Source organism: Paraburkholderia nemoris (assembly GCF_905221015.1).
Lineage (GTDB): Bacteria > Pseudomonadota > Gammaproteobacteria > Burkholderiales > Burkholderiaceae > Paraburkholderia > Paraburkholderia nemoris.
In genome coordinates this window covers 113,441-131,571 of sequence record NZ_CAJNBO010000004.1, presented here as the reverse complement: position 1 = coordinate 131,571, position 18,131 = coordinate 113,441, and the positions used below count along the sequence as shown (strand labels likewise).

Below are 18,131 nucleotides of genomic sequence, written 5' to 3'. Positions count from 1 at the left end.
CATGGACCGTTTCGAAGCGATGGAGATATTTACGCGTGTGGTCGAGGCGAACAGCTTCACCAAAGTATCCGAGTCGCTCGACCTGCCCCGCGCCAAAGTCAGCCGGACCATTCAGGCTCTGGAAGAACACGTCGGCGTGCGGCTCCTGAACCGTTCGACGCGGCAGGTCAGCGTCACCGAAGACGGCGCGCTGTTCTACGACCGCTGCGTGCGCATCCTCGCCGAAGTCGCCGATGCCGAATCGTCGCTGTCGAACAAGCGTGAACATCCGAGCGGCACGATTCGCGTCGATACCTCCGGCACGCTCGCCCGTGCGCTGCTGCTGCCCGCGCTCGACGACTTCTACCGGCAATACCCCGAGATCGACGTGCGGCTCGGGCTGGCGGACCGCAACATCGATCTGATTCAGGACGGGGTGGATTGCGTGATCCGCATGGGCACGCCGGAAGAGTCGAGTCTCGTCGCGCGGCGCATCGGCGAAGCGCGGATCGTGACCTGCGCGTCGCCCGCCTATCTGGAGGAATACGGCACGCCGACCACGCTCGAGGAGCTCAGCGAGCATCGCGCGGTCAACTACGTTTCCGCGCGCAGCGGCAAGACCTTTCCATTCGAGTACGAGGTGGACGGCGAGATCGTCAAGGTCACGCTGAAGAGCGTGCTTGCAGTGAATGACGGCAGCGTCTACATCAGCGCGAGCGCGCTCGGCCACGGCATCATCCAGCCGTCGCGCTTCATGGTCGCGGATCTGATTGCACAAGGCGCGCTCAAGGAAATTCTCACGAACTACACGAGCCCTAGCACGCCGCTGTCGATCCTCTACGCGCATCGCCGCAATCTGAGTTCACGGCTGCGCGCCTTCACCGAGTGGGTCACCGAGCTGGCGCGGAACAATCCGGATCTGCGCATCAAGGACGTTTGACGTCACCTCCCGGGGGCGCCATGTCGGGAGCCCCCAGCAACCCGATGCAAACAAGCACCCGGTAAATGAAGAAAAGCCCCATGCGTCTCGCAACGCATGAGGCTTTTTTCAACGCAAATCGCTCAGCGAATAATTCGCCTCAGGCAATCCGCTCTTCATTGGTCGGATCGAACAGCACTGCCTTCGACGCATCGAACAACAATGTCGTAGTCGACAAGGGCTGCGGATTCGAAGCCGGGTGCACGCGGCTCACAATGCGCTTGCCGTTCACCTGCGCGAACACCAGCGTGTCCGGACCGGTCGGCTCGATCACATCGACCTTCACGTCGATTGCCTGCAGGTTCGCATGGTCACCATGCGCACCGCGTGCGTCGGTGATCCGCTCCGGGCGCAGGCCGAGAATCACTTCGCGGCCAACGTGCGACTTCACCTTCGCTGAATCGAACGGCAGATTCAACACATTGCGCGCCGTGCCCGTATCGAGTTCGATGCCCACGCCCGAACCCTGCTCCACCAGCTTGCCCTGGATGAAGTTCATCGGCGGCGCGCCGATAAAGCCGGCCACAAACAGATTCGCCGGCGAGTCGTAGATTTCCTGCGGTGCGCCGAACTGCTGAACGACGCCGTCTTTCATCACCGCGATGCGGTCGCCGAGCGTCATGGCTTCGATCTGATCGTGCGTCACGTAGACGATCGTCGTGCCGAGGCGTTGATGCAGCAGCTTGATTTCCGAGCGCATTTCGATGCGCAGCTTCGCGTCGAGGTTCGACAGCGGTTCGTCGAACAGGAACATCACCGGATCGCGCGCGAGCGCACGGCCCATGGCCACGCGCTGACGCTGACCACCGGAGAGCTGACCCGGCTTGCGGTCCAGCAGGTGCGTGATCTGCAGCGTGTTCGACACGCGGTCGACGATCTGCGCCTGTTCCTGCTTCGGCACCTTGCGGATGCCCAGGCCGAACGAGATGTTCTCGCGCACCGTCATGGACGGATACAGCGCGTACGACTGGAACACCATCGCGATATCGCGATCTTTCGGCGAGAGGTTGTTCACCGTCTTGCCGTCGATCTGGATCTCGCCCTTGGTCACGGTTTCGAGGCCGGCGATCATATTGAGCAGCGTCGATTTCCCGCAGCCCGAGCCGCCAACGAGAATCAGGAACTGGCCGTCTTCGATGTCGATGTTGACACCCTTCAGAACCGGTACCCCGTTCGGGTAAGTCTTGTACACGTCACGGATGGAAAGGCTTGCCATGCTGTGAATCCTCTTGTCTCTGGTACTGCTTGAAAACTCTGGTCGGATGACGGCGGCGCACTATCAACGAAGCGCCGCCGCGATGCGTATGGTTCAGCCCCGGTTTAGCCCTTGACTGCGCCCGCTGTCAGGCCGCGCACGAAGTAGCGGCCGGCAACGATGTAGACGAGCAAGGTCGGCAGTGCCGCGATGATCGCGCCGGCCATGTCCACGTTGTATTCCTTCACGCCGGTCGAGGTGTTCACGAGGTTGTTCAGCGCCACCGTGATCGGCATCGAATCGACACCGGAGAACACAATCCCGAACAGGAAGTCATTCCAGATCTGCGTGAATTGCCAGATCAGGCACACCATGAAAATCGGCAGCGACACCGGCATCAGAATCTTCGTGAAGATCGTGAAGAAACCCGCACCGTCGATCCGCGCGGCCTTCACAAGTTCAGCCGGAATGCTCACGTAGAAGTTGCGGAAGAACATCGTGGTGAAGGCGATACCGTAGATCACGTGCACCACCACCAGACCGGTGATCGAATTCGACAGGCCGAGCAAGCCTTCGAAACGCGCCATCGGCAGCAGGATCGCCTGGAACGGGATAAAGCAGCCGACCAGGATCATCGTGAAGATCGGATCCGCGCCGCGGAAGCGCCAGTGCGTGAGCACATAACCGTTGAACGCGCCGATGATCGACGAGATCAGCACGGCCGGAATCACCATGCGCACGGAGTTCATGAAGAACGGCTGCATGCCGTCGCAGCGCACACCCGTACACGCACCGCTCCATGCCTTGATCCAGGGGTCGATGGTCCAGTGAGTAGGCGGCGTGAGCAGATTGCCGGTGCGCAGCTGGTCGACGTCCTTGAACGACGTGGACAGCATCACGTACAGCGGGAACAGAAAATACAGGGCGAACAGAATCAAGGCCGCATAAATGACGGCACGGCTGATCGTCATCTTAGGCTGCATTGCGGGTGCTCCTCGATTCCAGATACATCAGCGGCACGAGCACGGCCACAACGGTGGCGAGCATCATCATCGACGATGCCGCGCCGACGCCCAGCTGCCCGCGATTGAACGAAAAGGTGTACATGAAAATAGCCGGCAGCGATGAAGACGTACCCGGGCCGCCCGCGGTCAACGCGACAACCAGGTCGAAGGTCTTGATCGTGATGTGGCAGAGAATCAGCAGCACGGAGAAAAACACCGGGCGCATGCTCGGAATCACGATCTTGCGATAGATGGTGGGCAAGCCCGCGCCATCCATTTGCGCAGCCTTGAAGATTTCACCGTCGACACCGCGCAGGCCCGCGAGGAACAGCGCCATCACGAAGCCGGTGGATTGCCATACCGCCGCGATCACGACGCAGAAAATCGCCTTATCAGGGTCGCCGAGCCAGCTGAACGAGAAACTCGTCCAGCCCCAGTCGTGGAACACCTTTTCGAGGCCGACGCTCGGCGTCATGATCCATTGCCACGCCGTACCCGTCACGATGAACGAAAGCGCCATCGGGTACAGGAACACGGCGCGCAGCGCGCCTTCGTTGCGGATCTGCTGATCGAGCAGGATCGCGAGGAACAGACCGAGGCCGATACAGATACCGATAAACGGAATGCCGAACCAGCCGAGGTTGGCAGCCGACGTCCAGAACACATCGTTATCGAACAGTTCGCGATAACGGTCGAGACCGACAAATTCATAACGAGGCATCAGTCGCGAATTCGACAGCGACAGAAAGCCGGTAATAGCGATGAAGCCATACACGAAGATCAGGCTGATCACGACGCTGGGTGCGAGCACCAGCTTCGGAATCCAGCGATCGGCAAGGGCCGCCATCGGCGACGTGCGGCGGGTCACGGTGGCCGTTTTCCCGTTTCCGCTAATAGAAGCAGTCACTACTCGACTCCTGCTGAAACTGTACCGCCGGGGCGCTCGCTCATGAAAGACGCGAGACCGGAACGGCATAGGTGTGACTCGATGAAACCAGGGGTGAAGTGTCTCGCCCTAAGTAACGCAACGGCTGCAAGCATTCCGAAGAACGCGCCCGGCGCCCCCTGCAGGGAACGACCAGGCGCACTACTTCGCTTGACGCTACTTACTTGGTCTTCGCAGCCTTCGCGAGCGCGGCAACCGCGGTCTTCGAATCCTGCTGCGAGTTCATGAACTTCGTGACCACGTCCGAGATCGCTCCGGCTGCTGCATCCGGTTGCGCCATGCCGTGTGCCAGCGAAGGCACATAGCCGCCCGACTTGATCGCCACTTGTTCATCCGCGTACGACTTCTTCGCGCAGTCGTCGAACTTGGCCATCGACACGCCCAGACGAACCGGGATCGACCCCTTGTTCAGGCTGAACTGTTCCTGGAATTCCGGCGACATGATCGTCTTGGCCAATGCCAATTGACCCGGCGTTGCAGTCTTCTCGCCCTTCTGCTGGAAGAACACGAACGAGTCGACGTTGAACGTGTACGACTTTTCCGTGCCCGGGACAGCCGCGCAGACGTAGTCCGAACCCGCCTTCTTGTTGGCGTTGGCAAACTCGCCCTTCGCCCAGTCACCCATGAACTGCATGCCGGCCTTGCCGTTGATGACCATCGCCGTTGCCAGGTTCCAGTCACGGCCCGTGCGGCCCGCGTCGAAGTAACCCTGGATCTTGCGAACCGTGTCGAACACGCCGACCATCTGATCCGACGTGAGCGTCTTCTCGTCGAGATCAACCAGCGCCTTCTTGTAGAAGCCCGCGCCTTGCGACAGCACGACGTCTTCCCACAGCGTCAGGTCTTGCCACGGCTGACCGCCCATCGCGATCGGCTGGATGCCCGCGGCCTTCATCTTGTCGGCCACCGCGAAGAACTCAGGCCACGTGGTCGGCACCTTGCCGCCTGCCTTGTCCAACGCTGCCTTGTTGATGTACAGCCAGTTCACGCGGTGCACCGAGAACGGTGCTGCCACATAGTGACCGTCCGCGTGCATGATCTTGTCGATTTCCGGCGGCAGGTTCTTCTTCCAGTCTGCTGCGGCCGAGTCGATCGGCACCAGCACGCCTTGCGAAGCCCAGTCCTGGATCAGCGGACCCTTGATCTGCGCAGCGCTCGGCGCGTTGCCCGAGATCACCTGCGTCTTCAGTGCCGTCATGGCAGCCGCACCCGCGCCGCCAGCAACCGCGAAGTCCTTCCACGTGTAACCCTGCTTCGTCATGTCGTCCTTGAGGACGCCGACGGCTTTCGATTCGCCGCCCGAAGTCCACCAGTGCAACACTTCGATCGACTCGGCAGCTTGCACAGCCGAGACGCCACACATCAGACCTGCGGCGCACAAAGCGCCCATGATCGCGCGAAATTTCATTGCTTATCTCCTCCAGACACCTGAACAAAAAACAAATGGCCCCTGATGTCGCCAGGGTGCTGTGGTTGGTTCAAACAGGCAAAACACTGGGCGATCGAGCACGGTCGGGCGCATGCGTTAAGGCATGTGCCGGCGGACCGATATCCGGCCGCTGGAAGCTCAAGAGATGAGTGGTTCGGGATGCAACTGACTGTCTCCTCTTTTGATTTTTGCCTGCCCGCGTCGCGCGCGGCAGACTCGAGGTGCCTTGCACGTTAACCCTGACGCCAGATCAGCTTTCCGGCCTTCCGTAAGGGCCGCCGGGGGCATGCTGGCACGTGCTCACACGCAATGTCCGTTAACATGCAGGGGACGCCTGCCGATTCGGGAAAACGCGCATCTAGCCTCACAGCGCACGCTTTTTTCATCGAATTAGCGCTACCTCTTGATTTGGATTGTAGTTAAACTACAATTCAGTGTCAAAAAATATTTTATCGGACTACGGTCGCCCTTTTTCGGTCCCCACGGCGGCCCCAGGATATCGACGGAGACACATGCAAACCGATTCAAGCTTCACCTTCGTTCTCTTCGGCGGAACCGGCGACCTGTCGATGCGCAAGATTCTGCCGGCACTGTATGAAGCGCACCGTGCAGGCGGCATGCTGGCCGACAGTGGCAAGATCGTCGCGGTGGCGCGGCATATAGCGGATCGTGCGGCCTACATTGACTGGGTCAATGAGCACGTCAAACCGCACGTGTCGAAGAACGGTGTGGATGAAACAGCATGGGCGAGCTTCCTCGACCGTATCGAGTTCGTGAAGATCGATCTCGGCAACCCCGAAGACTTCACGCTGCTGCGCGACGCCTTGAGCGGCCGCCCTGGCATCCGGGTGTTCTATCTGGCTACAGGCCCGTCGCTGTTCGTGCCGATCTGCCGCGCGCTGGCGTCGGTGGGGCTCAACGAAAATTCGCGCATCGTGCTGGAAAAGCCACTCGGCTACGACCTCAAGTCGTCCAACGCAATTAATGATGCAGTTGGTGAAATCTTCGCTGAAGAACAGATCTACCGGATCGACCACTACCTCGGTAAGGAGCCGGTGCAGAACCTGCTCGCGCTGCGCTTCGGCAATGTGCTGTTCGAACCGCTGTGGCGCCGCGAATGGGTGGAAAGCATCCAGATCACGATTGCGGAAGAACTCGGCGTGGAAGCGCGCGGCGACTTCTACGACAACACCGGCGCCTTGCGCGACATGGTGCAGAACCATTTGCTGCAACTACTTTCCATCGTCGCGATGGAGCCGCCGCATTCAATGGATTCCGACTCGGTCCGTGACGAAAAGCTGCGCGTGCTACGCGCGTTGAAGCCGATCGATCCGCGTGATATCGGCAAGGTCGCCGTGCGCGGCCAGTATCATGCGGGCGTAATCCGCGGCAGCGCGGTGCCGGCGTATGCAACCGAGCCAGGCGTGAAGCAGGACAGCAACACCGAAACCTTCGTTGCAGTGAAGGTCGAGATCGAAAACTGGCGTTGGGCCGGTGTGCCGTTCTTCCTGCGCACGGGCAAGCGTCTCGCGGATCGCGTCGCGGAGATCGTGGTGAATTTCCGTGCGGTGCCGCACTCGGCACTCGGCGCGTCCGCGTTGCGCGGCGGTGCGAACCGTCTCGTGATCCGTTTGCAGCCGAACGAAACCATTCGTCTCTACTGTCTCGCGAAGCAGCCGGGCGAAGGCATGAACCTCGCCAGCGTCCACCTCGACCTCGCATTCGACCGCTTCTTCCGCGAAGGGCAAATGGAGGCGTATCAACGTCTGCTGCTCGATGTCATCAACGGCCGCCTCGCGCTGTTTGTGCGGCGCGATGAGCAGGAAGCGGCATGGCGTTGGGTCGAACCGATCCTCAACGAATGGGCTGCTGCCAACAAGCCGCCCAAGCCGTATGCAGCAGGTACGTGGGGGCCGGCGGCGGCGAGCGCGATGTTGGCGCAGCACGGCACTTGCTGGCTCGAAGAAGAGAATTGAATCAACTGAATTACGGCGTCGTACCATGCGCGATCCTGATCGAAGCACGGCACGGCGCCTGCAAGACCCACCGACGAACTGAACGGAATGGCGCCGGTATCACGAAGGCGCCTGCGAGTCATCCCGCTTGCAGGCATCGCGTGAGAGCAGGACGGCACATTCCGCAGATCTAACAAGAAAGCAGCACGGAGGAGAAGTGATCGAGCTTCACGCTTTCGACGATCAACGCGCCCAATCCGACGCGTTGGCGAAGGCGGTTGGCGACGCGTTACATGCGTCGCTCGCCGCACAGACGGCTACGTCAACCAACGACGCGCGCCCGGCCATGCTTGCAGTGTCCGGCGGCAGCAGCCCGCGTCCGTTCCTGCAGACGTTGTCCACGCAATCCTTCGACTGGGCGCGCATTGCCGTGACGCTGGTCGACGACCGCTGGGTGCCGGAAACGGACAGCGCGAGCAATTCGCAACTCGTGCACGACACGCTGTTGCAGAACGCCGCGAAAAATGCCGCTTTCTGGCCGCTGGTCGACGCCACGCAAGACCTGAACGCGCATGTTGCCGCGCTGAACGCCGACGCGCGCTTCAGCGCCGTGCCGGACGTCGCGATTCTCGGCATGGGCGAAGACGGCCACACCGCGTCGATTTTCGCGGATGCGCCCGAATGGGACTACGCGATCACCACGCCCGAGCGCTTCGTTGCCGTGCATCCTGGCAGCGCGCCGCATGCGCGTGTGAGCTGGTCGCTCTCCGCTCTGAAAGAAGTGAAGCATCTGTTTTTGCTGATCGCAGGACCGCGCAAGATGGACGTGCTGAATGCCGCCACCGCTGCGCTACAAAAAAATGCCATCTCGCAGTTGGCAAACGACAAGGGAGTGAGACTCGATGTCTACTGGTGTGCAAACTAAGGCTGTTCCGGGCGCGGGCCAGCACGCCGATGGACCGAGGCTGCTCGCCGACATCGGCGGCACCAATGCGCGTTTCGCGCTCGAATACAGCCCGGGCGAAATCGGCTCGGTGCAGGTCTATCCGTGCGCGGACTATCCGGGTGTAGCCGAAGTCATCAAGAAGTATCTGAAGGACACCAAGATCGGCCGCGTGAATCACGCGGCGATTGCGATTGCTAACCCGGTCGACGGCGATCAGGTCAGCATGACCAATCACGACTGGAGCTTTTCGATCGAAGCCACGCGCCGCGCGCTCGGCTTCGACACGTTGCTGGTGGTGAACGACTTTACCGCGCTGGCCATGGCGCTGCCTGGCCTGACCGACGCGCAGCGCGTACAGGTGGGCGGCGGCTCGCGCCGTCCGAACAGCGTGATCGGCCTGCTCGGCCCGGGCACCGGCATGGGCGTATCCGGCCTGATTCCCGCCGACGACCGCTGGATCGCGCTCGGCAGCGAAGGCGGCCACGCCACCTTCGCGCCGGCCGACGAACGCGAAGACATCGTGCTGCAGTACGCGCGCAAGAAGTGGTCGCACGTCTCCTTCGAACGCGTGGCCGCGGGCCCCGGCATCGAAGTGATTTACCGTGCGCTGGCGGGCCGCGACAAGAAGCGTGTGGCGGCGAACGTCGATACGGTCGAGGTCGTCAAGCGCGCGCTGGAAGGCGAGCCGCTCGCGGCCGAATCCGTCGATGTGTTCTGCGGGATTCTCGGCACCTTCGCGGGCAATATCGCGGTGACGCTCGGCGCATTGGGCGGCATCTACATTGGCGGCGGCGTCGTGCCGCGGCTCGGCGAGTTCTTCGCGCGTTCGTCGTTCCGCAAACGGTTCGAGGCGAAAGGCCGCTTCGAGGCGTATTTGCAGAGCGTGCCGACCTACGTGATTACCGCTGAATACCCGGCGTTTCTGGGTGTGTCGGCGATTCTCGCGGAGCAGTTGTCGAACCGCGCGGGCGGCAGTTCATCGGCCGTGTTCGAGCGGATTCGCCAGATGCGCGACGCGTTGACGCCGGCCGAGCGCCGCGTGGCCGATCTCGCGTTGAATCATCCGCGTTCGATCATCAACGATCCGATCGTGGATATCGCGCGCAAGGCCGACGTGAGCCAGCCGACGGTGATCCGCTTTTGCCGCTCGCTTGGTTGCCAGGGCTTGTCGGATTTCAAGCTGAAGCTGGCGACGGGTTTGACCGGCACGATTCCGGTGAGTCATAGCCAGGTGCATCTGGGTGATACCGCGACGGACTTTGGCGCGAAGGTGCTGGACAACACCGTGTCGGCGATTTTGCAGCTGCGCGAGCATTTGAATTTCGACCAGGTCGAGCGGGCGATCGATTTGTTGAACGGCGCGCGGCGGATTGAGTTTTATGGGCTCGGCAATTCGAACATCGTCGCGCAGGACGCGCACTACAAGTTCTTCCGGTTTGGTATTCCGACGATTGCCTACGGCGATCTGTATATGCAGGCGGCGTCTGCTGCGTTGCTGGGCAAGGGCGATGTGATTGTGGCCGTGTCGAAGTCGGGACGTGCGCCTGAGTTGCTGCGCGTGCTGGATGTCGCCATGCAGGCGGGGGCGAAGGTGATTGCCATTACGTCGAGCAATACGGCGCTGGCCAAGCGGGCTACTGTCGCTTTGGAAACCGATCACATTGAGATTCGCGAGTCGCAGTTGTCGATGATTTCGCGGATTTTGCATCTCGTCATGATTGATATTCTTGCCGTTGGGGTGGCGATTCGGCGCGCTGTGCCTAGCGCGGATGTGGCTGAGACGGTCGCTAAGGCGCGACAGGGGGCGGATGATGATGCTACCGCTGTGCTTGATTGGTTAAGTCATGGGGCGGCTTCTTCGCCGCGGGATTAAGGGTTGATTTGCGCCTTCGCTGCGGGGTTGTTTGCTTGCGGCGTTGGCGTTTAGTTTGGGGTTTTTGCCTGCGCGGCGCTTGTTGTCTGTGTTCTTAGGGCTTTGGCCTTTCCTTGTTTTGTTAGTGGTCTATTAGCGTTGCCCCTGTGCGGGGCGGCACCTACTTTTCTTTGCCGCCGCAAAGAAAAGTAGGCAAAAGAAAGCGGCTAGAAGCCCCTGCTAAGCGGGCACCGTGGTTTGCCTTGGGGTAGTGGTGCGACTGGAATCTGTGTTCGTGCCGCTGCATAGGCTTGTGACAAGGGCATCATACTTCCGGCGGCGCTGCGCGCGCCGAAGAGTACTTCATAAAACCTCTCGCTACGTTTTGACGCTCACGTCTCGTCATCAAACCGTGGCTTCATCATTTCCACGCCATCGCGACTGTGCTTGGAACGGCAGCGGCAACGGCACCCGTGCCGTGACCGTGATTGCAAGGCGCCTGCCATATCATTTGAAGTTAGGGTTCCCAGGTGAGTGCAGAGCGCCTCGCCGAGGCGAAGCCGACGGCTCCCATAGATCTTGAACGAAGCCCCTGGTTTCCCATGCAGACCCGTCCGCGACGCACGCAGTGCGGAGTGGGAGCTGATGACTCCTTTGTCACTAACGCCGAATGTGAGAGAGCACGGATTCCAGTCGCACCACTACCCGCAGCAGGCCACGGTGCCCACTTAGCAGGGGCTTCTAGCCGCTTTCTCTTGCTTACTTCTCTTTGCGGCGGCAAAGAGAAGTAAGTGCCGCCCCGCACAGGGGCAACGCTAATAGACCACTAGCAAATCAAGGAAAGGCACCAAAGCCAGAACAAGGAAAGCCCAAAGCCCCAGGAACACGGCCAATGCCGCCGCCAAAGGCAAAAAAAACCATGCCCCACCGTCATTAGCGATAATAGACCCCCACCCGCCGAAGGCCAAAACCCCGCTGCGATGATCATCCGCCCCCACCTCCACTGGTTCCGCATGCTACTTGCCTGGAGAGGCTCCGTCCTCCCGCAACTGCTGCCCAGGCTATTCCTCATTTTCTGCATCGCGATCGTCGCGGTCGCCGCCCACGACCACCTGCTGCCGGTCTCGCTCAATCTCAACACCACCGCCCCATTCTCGTTGCTAGGCATAGCGCTAGCAGTGTTTCTAGGCTTCCGGAACAACGCCAGCTACGACCGCTGGTGGGAAGCCCGCAAGCTCTGGGGCCAGCTGTTGAACGAGTCCCGCTCGCTTACCCGCCAGGCCCTCACGCTGCAAAATAAACAGCTGCCAAAGGAAGACATCCAGGAGTTCGTCGCCGCCCTCAGCGCCCTCCCCCATGCCCTGCGCCACCAGCTCCGCGACAGCGATCCGCGTGAAGATCTCGCGGATCGCCTGCCCAAGGCGCTGTTTGACCGCGTCATAGCGTCGCGCTACAAACCGGCAACACTCCTGCTGTTTCTCGGCGAATGGGTGCAGCGCCACGCGCAAACAGGCGAAATCGGTCCGATGGCGGTGCTCGCCTTCGATCGGAATCTGAATGGTCTGTCGGATGTGATCGGCGGTTGCGAGCGCATCGTGTCGACGCCGCTGCCCTTCGCCTACTCGGTGATGATTCACCGCACGGTGTATTTCTTCTGTGCGTCCCTGCCGTTCGGACTGGTCGACAGCATCGGGATCTTTACGCCGGTCTTCGCGGTGTTCGTCGCGTACACCTTCATGGCGCACGAAGCCATCGCCGCGCAGATCGAAGAGCCCTTCGGCATCGACGACAACGACCTCGCGCTGGAAACGATGTCCCTCGGCATCGAAGACGCCATGCGCGATTTGCTGGGAGAGCCGGCAATCGCGCGGCCCTCGTCGCAAGCCGAAAGCCATGTGCTCACGTAAGCCGCGAACACTCAGCTGTTGCCGACCGTCTCCGACAAGCGCTTGAGCGTCGCCACTCGCGCACCGATGATATCGATGCGGCTGTTTTCATCGATCACCGGCGTGGCGGCGTTGAGATACGCAGTCCAGGCCTTTTGGGCACGCGCGAGCGTTGGGCGCGAGCGCGCCGGCATCTTCGCTTGCAAGCGGCGGTAATAGCGGTTCAGATCGAACATCGCGTGTTCGCATTGCGCGTCCGCCGTACAGGCGCGCAGACGGCGCGGTGAGTCCCCGCCGCCGGCACTGATCCTGGCCAGAGCGCTACGCAGCGCAAGCGCGCGGTCACGCACCGGCTGTAATTGCATATCGGCTTCGGCCAACACATACATCGTGCCGTGCGTCGTCTCGAACACGGCCGCCAGCAGCTGCTTCTCGACATCGCGCGAGGCCAGCCAGCTTGCCTGGCTCTTTTCCCATGCTTTGCGCTGCGCCGGCGGCAACTTCGCCTGAAGCTGCTGCCACGCGCCATCCAACGCGGCCTTCCAGCCGATTCGCGCGTTGTCCATGCACTGCACCTGTCCCGCCGTCGACGACATGTCACTGCGCGCAAGACAAGTGCGCATCGACGCGTCGATCGGGTCGGCAGCGGCGACTTCGGCATGCGCCTGAAGCGGCGCGATGCCGAGCACGGCCACCGACAGCGCCGACGTCAGGGTCAGCGCGCCAAACGCGCGCCGCCAGCAGCCAGCACCCAGCAGGGGCCTCACCACCCACATCGTCAGGCGCGCACGCAATCGACGAAGTATTCGATGCGCCCGTTGATGGTTTCGCCGACAAGCCCGTGGATATCCGTGTGGAAACCCGGGAAGCGCTCGTTGAACTCGCGCGCGAAACGCAGATAGCTGACGATGGTCTTGTTGAAGCGCTCGCCCGGAATCAGCAGCGGAATGCCCGGCGGATACGGCGTCAACAGGATCGACGTGACGCGGCCTTCGAGTTCGTCGATCGGTACCCGGTCGATCTCGCGGTGCGCGAGCTTGGCGAACGCATCCGACGGCTTCATTGCCGGTTCCATGCTCGACAGGTACATCTCGGTCGTCAGGCGCGCAATGTCGTTCGCGCGATACACGCTGTGGATCTGCTCGCACAGATCGCGCAGACCGACGCGCTCGTACATCGGATGATGCGAGACAAACTCGGGCAGCACGCGCCACAGCGGCTGGTTGTTGTCGTAGTCGTCCTTGAACTGCTGCAGTTCGGTCACCATCGAGTTCCAGCGGCCCTTGGTAATGCCGATCGTGAACATGATGAAGAACGAGTACAGGCCGGTCTTTTCGACGATGATGCCGTGCTCGGCCAGGTACTTCGTGACGATCGCAGCCGGAATGCCGGACTCGCCGAAGCCGCCGTCCATATCCAGACCCGGCGTGACGATAGTCGCCTTGATCGGGTCCAGCATATTGAAACCGTCGGCGAGCGGGCCGAAGCCGTGCCACGCATCGTTCGGGCGCAGCATCCAGTCTTCGCGCGAGCCGATGCCTTCTTCCGCGAACGTCTCCGGGCCCCACACCTTGAAGAACCAGTCGTCGCCGTATTCGGCGTCGACCTTGCTCATCGCGCGGCGGAAATCCAACGCTTCGGCAATCGACTCTTCAACCAGAGCCGTGCCGCCCGGCGCTTCCATCATGGCCGCGGCCACGTCGCACGAGGCGATGATCGCGTACTGCGGGCTGGTCGACGTGTGCATCAGATACGCTTCGTTGAAGCGATGCTTGTCGAAGCGGCTGTTCTTCGAATCCTGCACGACGATCTGCGAAGCCTGCGAAATACCGGCCAGCAGCTTGTGCGTGGAGTGCGTGGCGAACACCAGTGCGCCGATGCGCGGACGGCCGGCGCCGATCGCGTGCATGTCCTGATAGAACTCGTGAAACTCGGCATGCGGCAGCCACGCTTCGTCGAAGTGCAGCGTGTCGAGCCAGTCGCCGAGCATTTCCTTGATCATCTCGACGTTGTAGATCACGCCGTCGTAGGTGCTCTGCGTGATGGTCAGGATGCGCGGCTTGAGGTCCGGATTCTTGGCCAGCGCTTCGCGGGCGAACGGGTTCGCCAGGATCTTCTTCTTGATGTTTTCAGGCTCGAATTCGCTGCGCGGAATCGGCCCGATGATGCCGAAGTTATTGCGCGTCGGCGTGAGGAACACCGGAATCGCGCCGGTCATCGTGATCGCGTGCAGGATCGACTTGTGGCAATTGCGGTCCACCAGCACGATGTCGCCCGGTGCAACCGTGCCGTGCCAAACGATCTTGTTCGAGGTCGACGTGCCGTTGGTCACGAAGAACACGTGGTCGGCGCTGAAGATGCGCGCCGCATTGCGCTCGGAAGCGGCAATCGGGCCGGTGTGATCGAGCAGCTGACCGAGTTCGTCGACGGCATTACACACGTCGGCGCGCAACATGTTCTCGCCGAAGAACTGGTGGAACATCTGGCCAAGCGGGCTCTTCAGGAACGCAACGCCGCCCGAGTGCCCCGGGCAATGCCATGAATACGAGCCTTCGTCCGCGTACTGCACCAGTTCCTTGAAGAACGGCGGCGCGAGCGAATCCAGATACACCTTGGTCTCGCGGATGATGTGGCGCGCGACGAACTCTGGCGTGTCCTCGAACATGTGGATGAAGCCGTGCAGCTCGCGCAGGATGTCGTTCGGCAGGTGGCGCGAGGTGCGCGTTTCGCCGTACAGGAAGATCGGAATATCGGCGTTGCGGCGGCGCACTTCGGTCACGAACGCGCGCAGCGCGATGATCGCGGCCGCCAGTTCGGGCGTCTCGCCTTCCACGACCACGTTATCGACGTACGGCAGCAGTTCGTCGTCGTCGATCGAGAGGATGAAGCACGAGGCGCGGCTCGACTGCTGCGCGAACGAAGTCAGGTCGCCGTAGCTCGTCAGCCCGAGCACTTCCGCGCCTTCTTTCTCGATAGCTTCGGCCAAAGCCCGGATGCCGGAACCCGAGATATTCTCGGAGCGAAAATCTTCGTCAATGATGACGACGGGAAAACGAAACTTCATGGGCGATTCTCCAAAAAGAACGACCGCTGCATTTGACTAAGCAGCGGTCACCCGAATAGCTGGTGGGTCAGTACGCTGCCGACGTCACGTCTTGGGCAACGTGACGCCGTGCTGACCTTGATATTTGCCGCCGCGATCCGCGTACGACGTCTCACAAATTTCGTCGCTTTCGAAAAACAGCACCTGGGCGACGCCTTCGTTCGCGTAGATTTTCGCAGGCAAAGGTGTCGTATTCGAGAATTCGAGCGTGACGTGTCCTTCCCATTCCGGCTCGAACGGCGTCACGTTCACGATGATCCCGCAACGCGCATAGGTGGATTTGCCCAGACACACGGTCAGGACGCTGCGCGGAATGCGGAAATACTCGACGGTACGGGCCAGCGCGAACGAATTCGGCGGGATGATGCAGACATCGCCCTTGAAGTCGACAAACGACTTCTCGTCAAAGTTCTTCGGATCGACGATGGTCGAGTTGATGTTGGTGAAGATCTTGAATTCGTCGGCGCAGCGGATGTCGTAGCCGTAGCTCGAGGTGCCGTAGCTGACAATCTTCCGGCCGTCTTCGGAGACGCGGACCTGATCCGGTGCAAACGGCTCGATCATGTTGTGCGACTCGGCCATGCGCCGGATCCACTTGTCGGATTTGATAGTCATAGGTGAACGCTGCTCGACTTGAGTGACAGATGTGTGACGGGTAACGATCCGGCATAAGGTCCGGGCCGGGCGCCGCCGGCTACGCGCTCCGGGCTGGGTGCCCCGTCCGAAAGGCGCTTATTTTACGCGATCAGGAGAATGCTGCCGCAGGCGAGGCCTGAGAGCCGTTTCCGGCAGCGCAAAAGGCTTGCCGCAAAGACATTCAATTGGCAAACCGCTTGCGCCGGATGAGACCCGCAGGGCATTGCCCTCACTGGCGAATCAACCCGCATGCGAGCGCAGGGCCCGCGCCGTGCTGCGGATACGCGTAAGGGTCGGTCGCATCGTGATGCAACAGAACCGCGCGTTGCAACACCGAGCGGATACCGTCGAGCGACACGTCCGGCGCAACGATGAAGCCGGTGGCCACGCCGTTCGCGTCCGCGTGGATGTTGCCGAGATCGCCTTCGACCCGGGCGCCGGTTTTCAGACGTTCGGCTGCCGGCGAGAACACCGGGCCGGCGCTGGAGCCGTCGGCGGCATTGCAGTCGCCACGCTCATGCACCTGCAACGCGTGGTCGCTATCGGGCGGCAAGCCCGCGAGATTGTAGGTGACCTGCACACCGTCCGAACGCTCGATGAACGTGACGAGACCGCGTGCCTGATTGCCCACGGTGGGCAGCAACTGCGCGTCAGCACGCTTTTCCTGTGGTCTCAGGAACGTGCTACAGCCGCATAACAGCACACTGCTGGCAGCCAGGACGATGAACGCATGCACCGCCTGCCCGTCGATTCGTTTTCCCATGCGATCCTCTTGCCGGCCTGGTGGCCGCCCCTGCGGCCGCCGAGCCGAACTTGTGAAGTCGACATGATACCGCGAGACCAGACGCAAATTGGCGACTTGGCCCCGCTTTAACCCCTTGTCCGAACGGCGAGTCAGGTGTTCTGAACGACGATGCTGGGAAACTTCGAGGTCATGTCGCGCGCGCGCTCGGCGATATGGATCGCAACCTTGCGTGCGATCGACCGGTAGATCTCCGCAATACGCCCTTGCGGGTCCGCCACGACGGTGGGTTTGCCGGAGTCGGCCTGCTCACGGATGGCGATGTCCAGCGGCAGGCTGCCGAGCACGTCGACGCCGTATTCCTTGCCCATCCGCTCGCCGCCGCCCGCGCCGAAGATATGCTCTTCGTGGCCGCAATTCGAGCAGATATGCATACCCATGTTCTCGACGATGCCGAGGATCGGAATGCCGACCTTCTCGAACATCTTGAGACCCTTCTTGGCGTCGAGCAGCGCGATGTCCTGCGGCGTCGTGACGATCACGGCGCCCGTCACCGGCACGCGCTGCGACAAGGTCAGCTGGATGTCGCCAGTGCCCGGCGGCATGTCGACGATCAGGTAGTCGAGATCTTGCCAGTTGGTCTGCCGCAGCAGCTGTTCGAGCGCTGAAGTGGCCATCGGGCCGCGCCACACCATCGGGTTGTCCTGCTCGATCAGAAAGCCGATCGAGTTGGCCTGCAAGCCGTGGCCGGTCATCGGGTTCATCGACTTTTCGTCGGGTGATTCCGGACGGCCGGTAATACCGAGCATCATCGGCAGCGAGGGGCCGTAGATGTCCGCATCGAGAATGCCGACCGACGCGCCTTCGCTCGCCAGTGCCAGCGCGAGGTTCACGGCGGTCGTGCTCTTGCCGACGCCGCCTTTGCCCGACGCCACCGCGACGATGTTTTTAACGTTCGGCAAGAGTTTCACGCCGCGCTGCACGGTGTGCGCGGCGATTTGCTGGGACACCTCGACCCGCGCGTTTAGCACGCCGGGAACGGCTCGCAGTGCCTCGGCGAATTGCGTGCGGACCGCTTCAAACTGCCGTTTGGCCGGATAGCCGAGTACCACCTCGAGGCTGACCGTGTCACCCTCCACGGCCACGTTCTTAACGTTTTTGGCAGCCGCGTAGGGCTTGCCCGTGTTGGGGTCAGTGACGGCCGCGAGGGCAGCGTCGACCAAAGCCCGATCGATACTCATTGACACTCCGTGGGGAACACTTGCGGCGCGGCGGAATCGAAGTTTCGGGCACGCGCCGGAATTTGAAAAAAATTGTTAGGCACCATTGCTAAAACCAGGCGCGCCATGCACCCTTCGGGCAGGCGGAACGCCATGGGGTCGCATCGCTGCGTACTTCAATCATCATTGTAGTGGCTGGCGCCAAGCCTTGCCGGAAGACCCTTCTCCACTGTCGGACCGGGACCAGGGAAGACGCAGG

At 61.5% G+C, this 18,131-nt stretch carries 14 protein-coding genes; 5 read left to right on the top strand and 9 right to left on the bottom strand.

The genetic code is table 11. The features are described 5' to 3' along the window. The first annotated feature begins 1 nt into the window (after position 1). Entirely contained in the window at positions 2-919 is a 918-nt protein-coding gene (locus tag KHO33_RS07500) for a LysR family transcriptional regulator (RefSeq protein WP_054035094.1), read from the top strand. A 139-nt stretch (positions 920-1,058) separates the two neighbouring features. Here the strand turns inward: KHO33_RS07500 and KHO33_RS07495 are convergent, their stop codons facing one another. From KHO33_RS07495 to KHO33_RS07480, 4 genes are all read right to left on the bottom strand, one after another. Beyond that, complete coding sequence (locus tag KHO33_RS07495) at positions 1,059-2,174, bottom strand: ABC transporter ATP-binding protein (protein ID WP_054035095.1); 1,116 nt, start codon at positions 2,172-2,174, stop codon at positions 1,059-1,061. Positions 2,175-2,278: 104 nt separating this feature from the next. Continuing rightward, a complete protein-coding gene (locus tag KHO33_RS07490) occupies positions 2,279-3,136 on the bottom strand; it encodes a carbohydrate ABC transporter permease (RefSeq protein ID WP_093643967.1) in 858 nt (285 codons plus the stop codon). Then, entirely contained in the window at positions 3,126-4,064 is a 939-nt protein-coding gene (locus tag KHO33_RS07485; protein WP_054035097.1) for a carbohydrate ABC transporter permease, read from the bottom strand. The genes KHO33_RS07490 and KHO33_RS07485 overlap by 11 nt, the downstream gene beginning before the upstream one ends. A gap of 199 nt (positions 4,065-4,263) precedes the next feature. Continuing rightward, positions 4,264-5,511 (bottom strand): ABC transporter substrate-binding protein, encoded by a 1,248-nt coding sequence (locus KHO33_RS07480; RefSeq protein WP_054035098.1) that lies wholly within the window; start codon positions 5,509-5,511, stop codon positions 4,264-4,266. A 533-nt stretch (positions 5,512-6,044) separates the two neighbouring features. On the opposite strand from KHO33_RS07480, the gene zwf reads away from it, so the two are divergent. The 4 genes from zwf to KHO33_RS07460 all read left to right on the top strand — a co-directional run bounded on the left by zwf (position 6,045) and on the right by KHO33_RS07460 (position 12,192). Further along, positions 6,045-7,508: a glucose-6-phosphate dehydrogenase gene (gene zwf, locus KHO33_RS07475; RefSeq protein ID WP_200564347.1), complete on the top strand. Its 1,464-nt coding sequence runs from the start codon at positions 6,045-6,047 to the stop codon at positions 7,506-7,508. Positions 7,509-7,704: 196 nt separating this feature from the next. Then, on the top strand, positions 7,705-8,412 hold the full coding sequence (gene pgl / locus KHO33_RS07470) for a 6-phosphogluconolactonase (RefSeq protein WP_200564346.1): 708 nt from the start codon (positions 7,705-7,707) through the stop codon (positions 8,410-8,412). Further along, a complete protein-coding gene (locus KHO33_RS07465; RefSeq protein ID WP_200564345.1) occupies positions 8,390-10,306 on the top strand; it encodes a bifunctional transcriptional regulator/glucokinase in 1,917 nt (638 codons plus the stop codon). Before pgl ends, KHO33_RS07465 begins: the two co-directional genes overlap by 23 nt. Before the next feature lie 959 nt (positions 10,307-11,265). Further along, the gene (locus tag KHO33_RS07460) at positions 11,266-12,192 is read left to right on the top strand and encodes a bestrophin family protein (RefSeq protein WP_200564344.1); all 927 of its coding nucleotides are present in this window, start codon (positions 11,266-11,268) and stop codon (positions 12,190-12,192) included. Between the two features lie 11 nt (positions 12,193-12,203). Here KHO33_RS07460 and KHO33_RS07455 read toward each other — a convergent pair whose 3' ends face one another. From KHO33_RS07455 to apbC, 5 genes are all read right to left on the bottom strand, one after another. Then, a complete protein-coding gene (locus tag KHO33_RS07455; protein ID WP_200564476.1) occupies positions 12,204-12,947 on the bottom strand; it encodes a lysozyme inhibitor LprI family protein in 744 nt (247 codons plus the stop codon). Positions 12,948-12,949: 2 nt separating this feature from the next. Then, entirely contained in the window at positions 12,950-15,235 is a 2,286-nt protein-coding gene (locus KHO33_RS07450) for an arginine/lysine/ornithine decarboxylase (RefSeq protein ID WP_054035102.1), read from the bottom strand. Positions 15,236-15,319: 84 nt separating this feature from the next. Further along, the gene (gene dcd, locus KHO33_RS07445; RefSeq protein WP_028200499.1) at positions 15,320-15,889 is read right to left on the bottom strand and encodes a dCTP deaminase; all 570 of its coding nucleotides are present in this window, start codon (positions 15,887-15,889) and stop codon (positions 15,320-15,322) included. Between the two features lie 250 nt (positions 15,890-16,139). Beyond that, positions 16,140-16,673: a superoxide dismutase family protein gene (locus KHO33_RS07440; RefSeq protein ID WP_200564343.1), complete on the bottom strand. Its 534-nt coding sequence runs from the start codon at positions 16,671-16,673 to the stop codon at positions 16,140-16,142. A gap of 131 nt (positions 16,674-16,804) precedes the next feature. Then, complete coding sequence (apbC, locus tag KHO33_RS07435; RefSeq protein ID WP_200564342.1) at positions 16,805-17,893, bottom strand: iron-sulfur cluster carrier protein ApbC; 1,089 nt, start codon at positions 17,891-17,893, stop codon at positions 16,805-16,807. Positions 17,894-18,131: the final 238 nt, after the last annotated feature.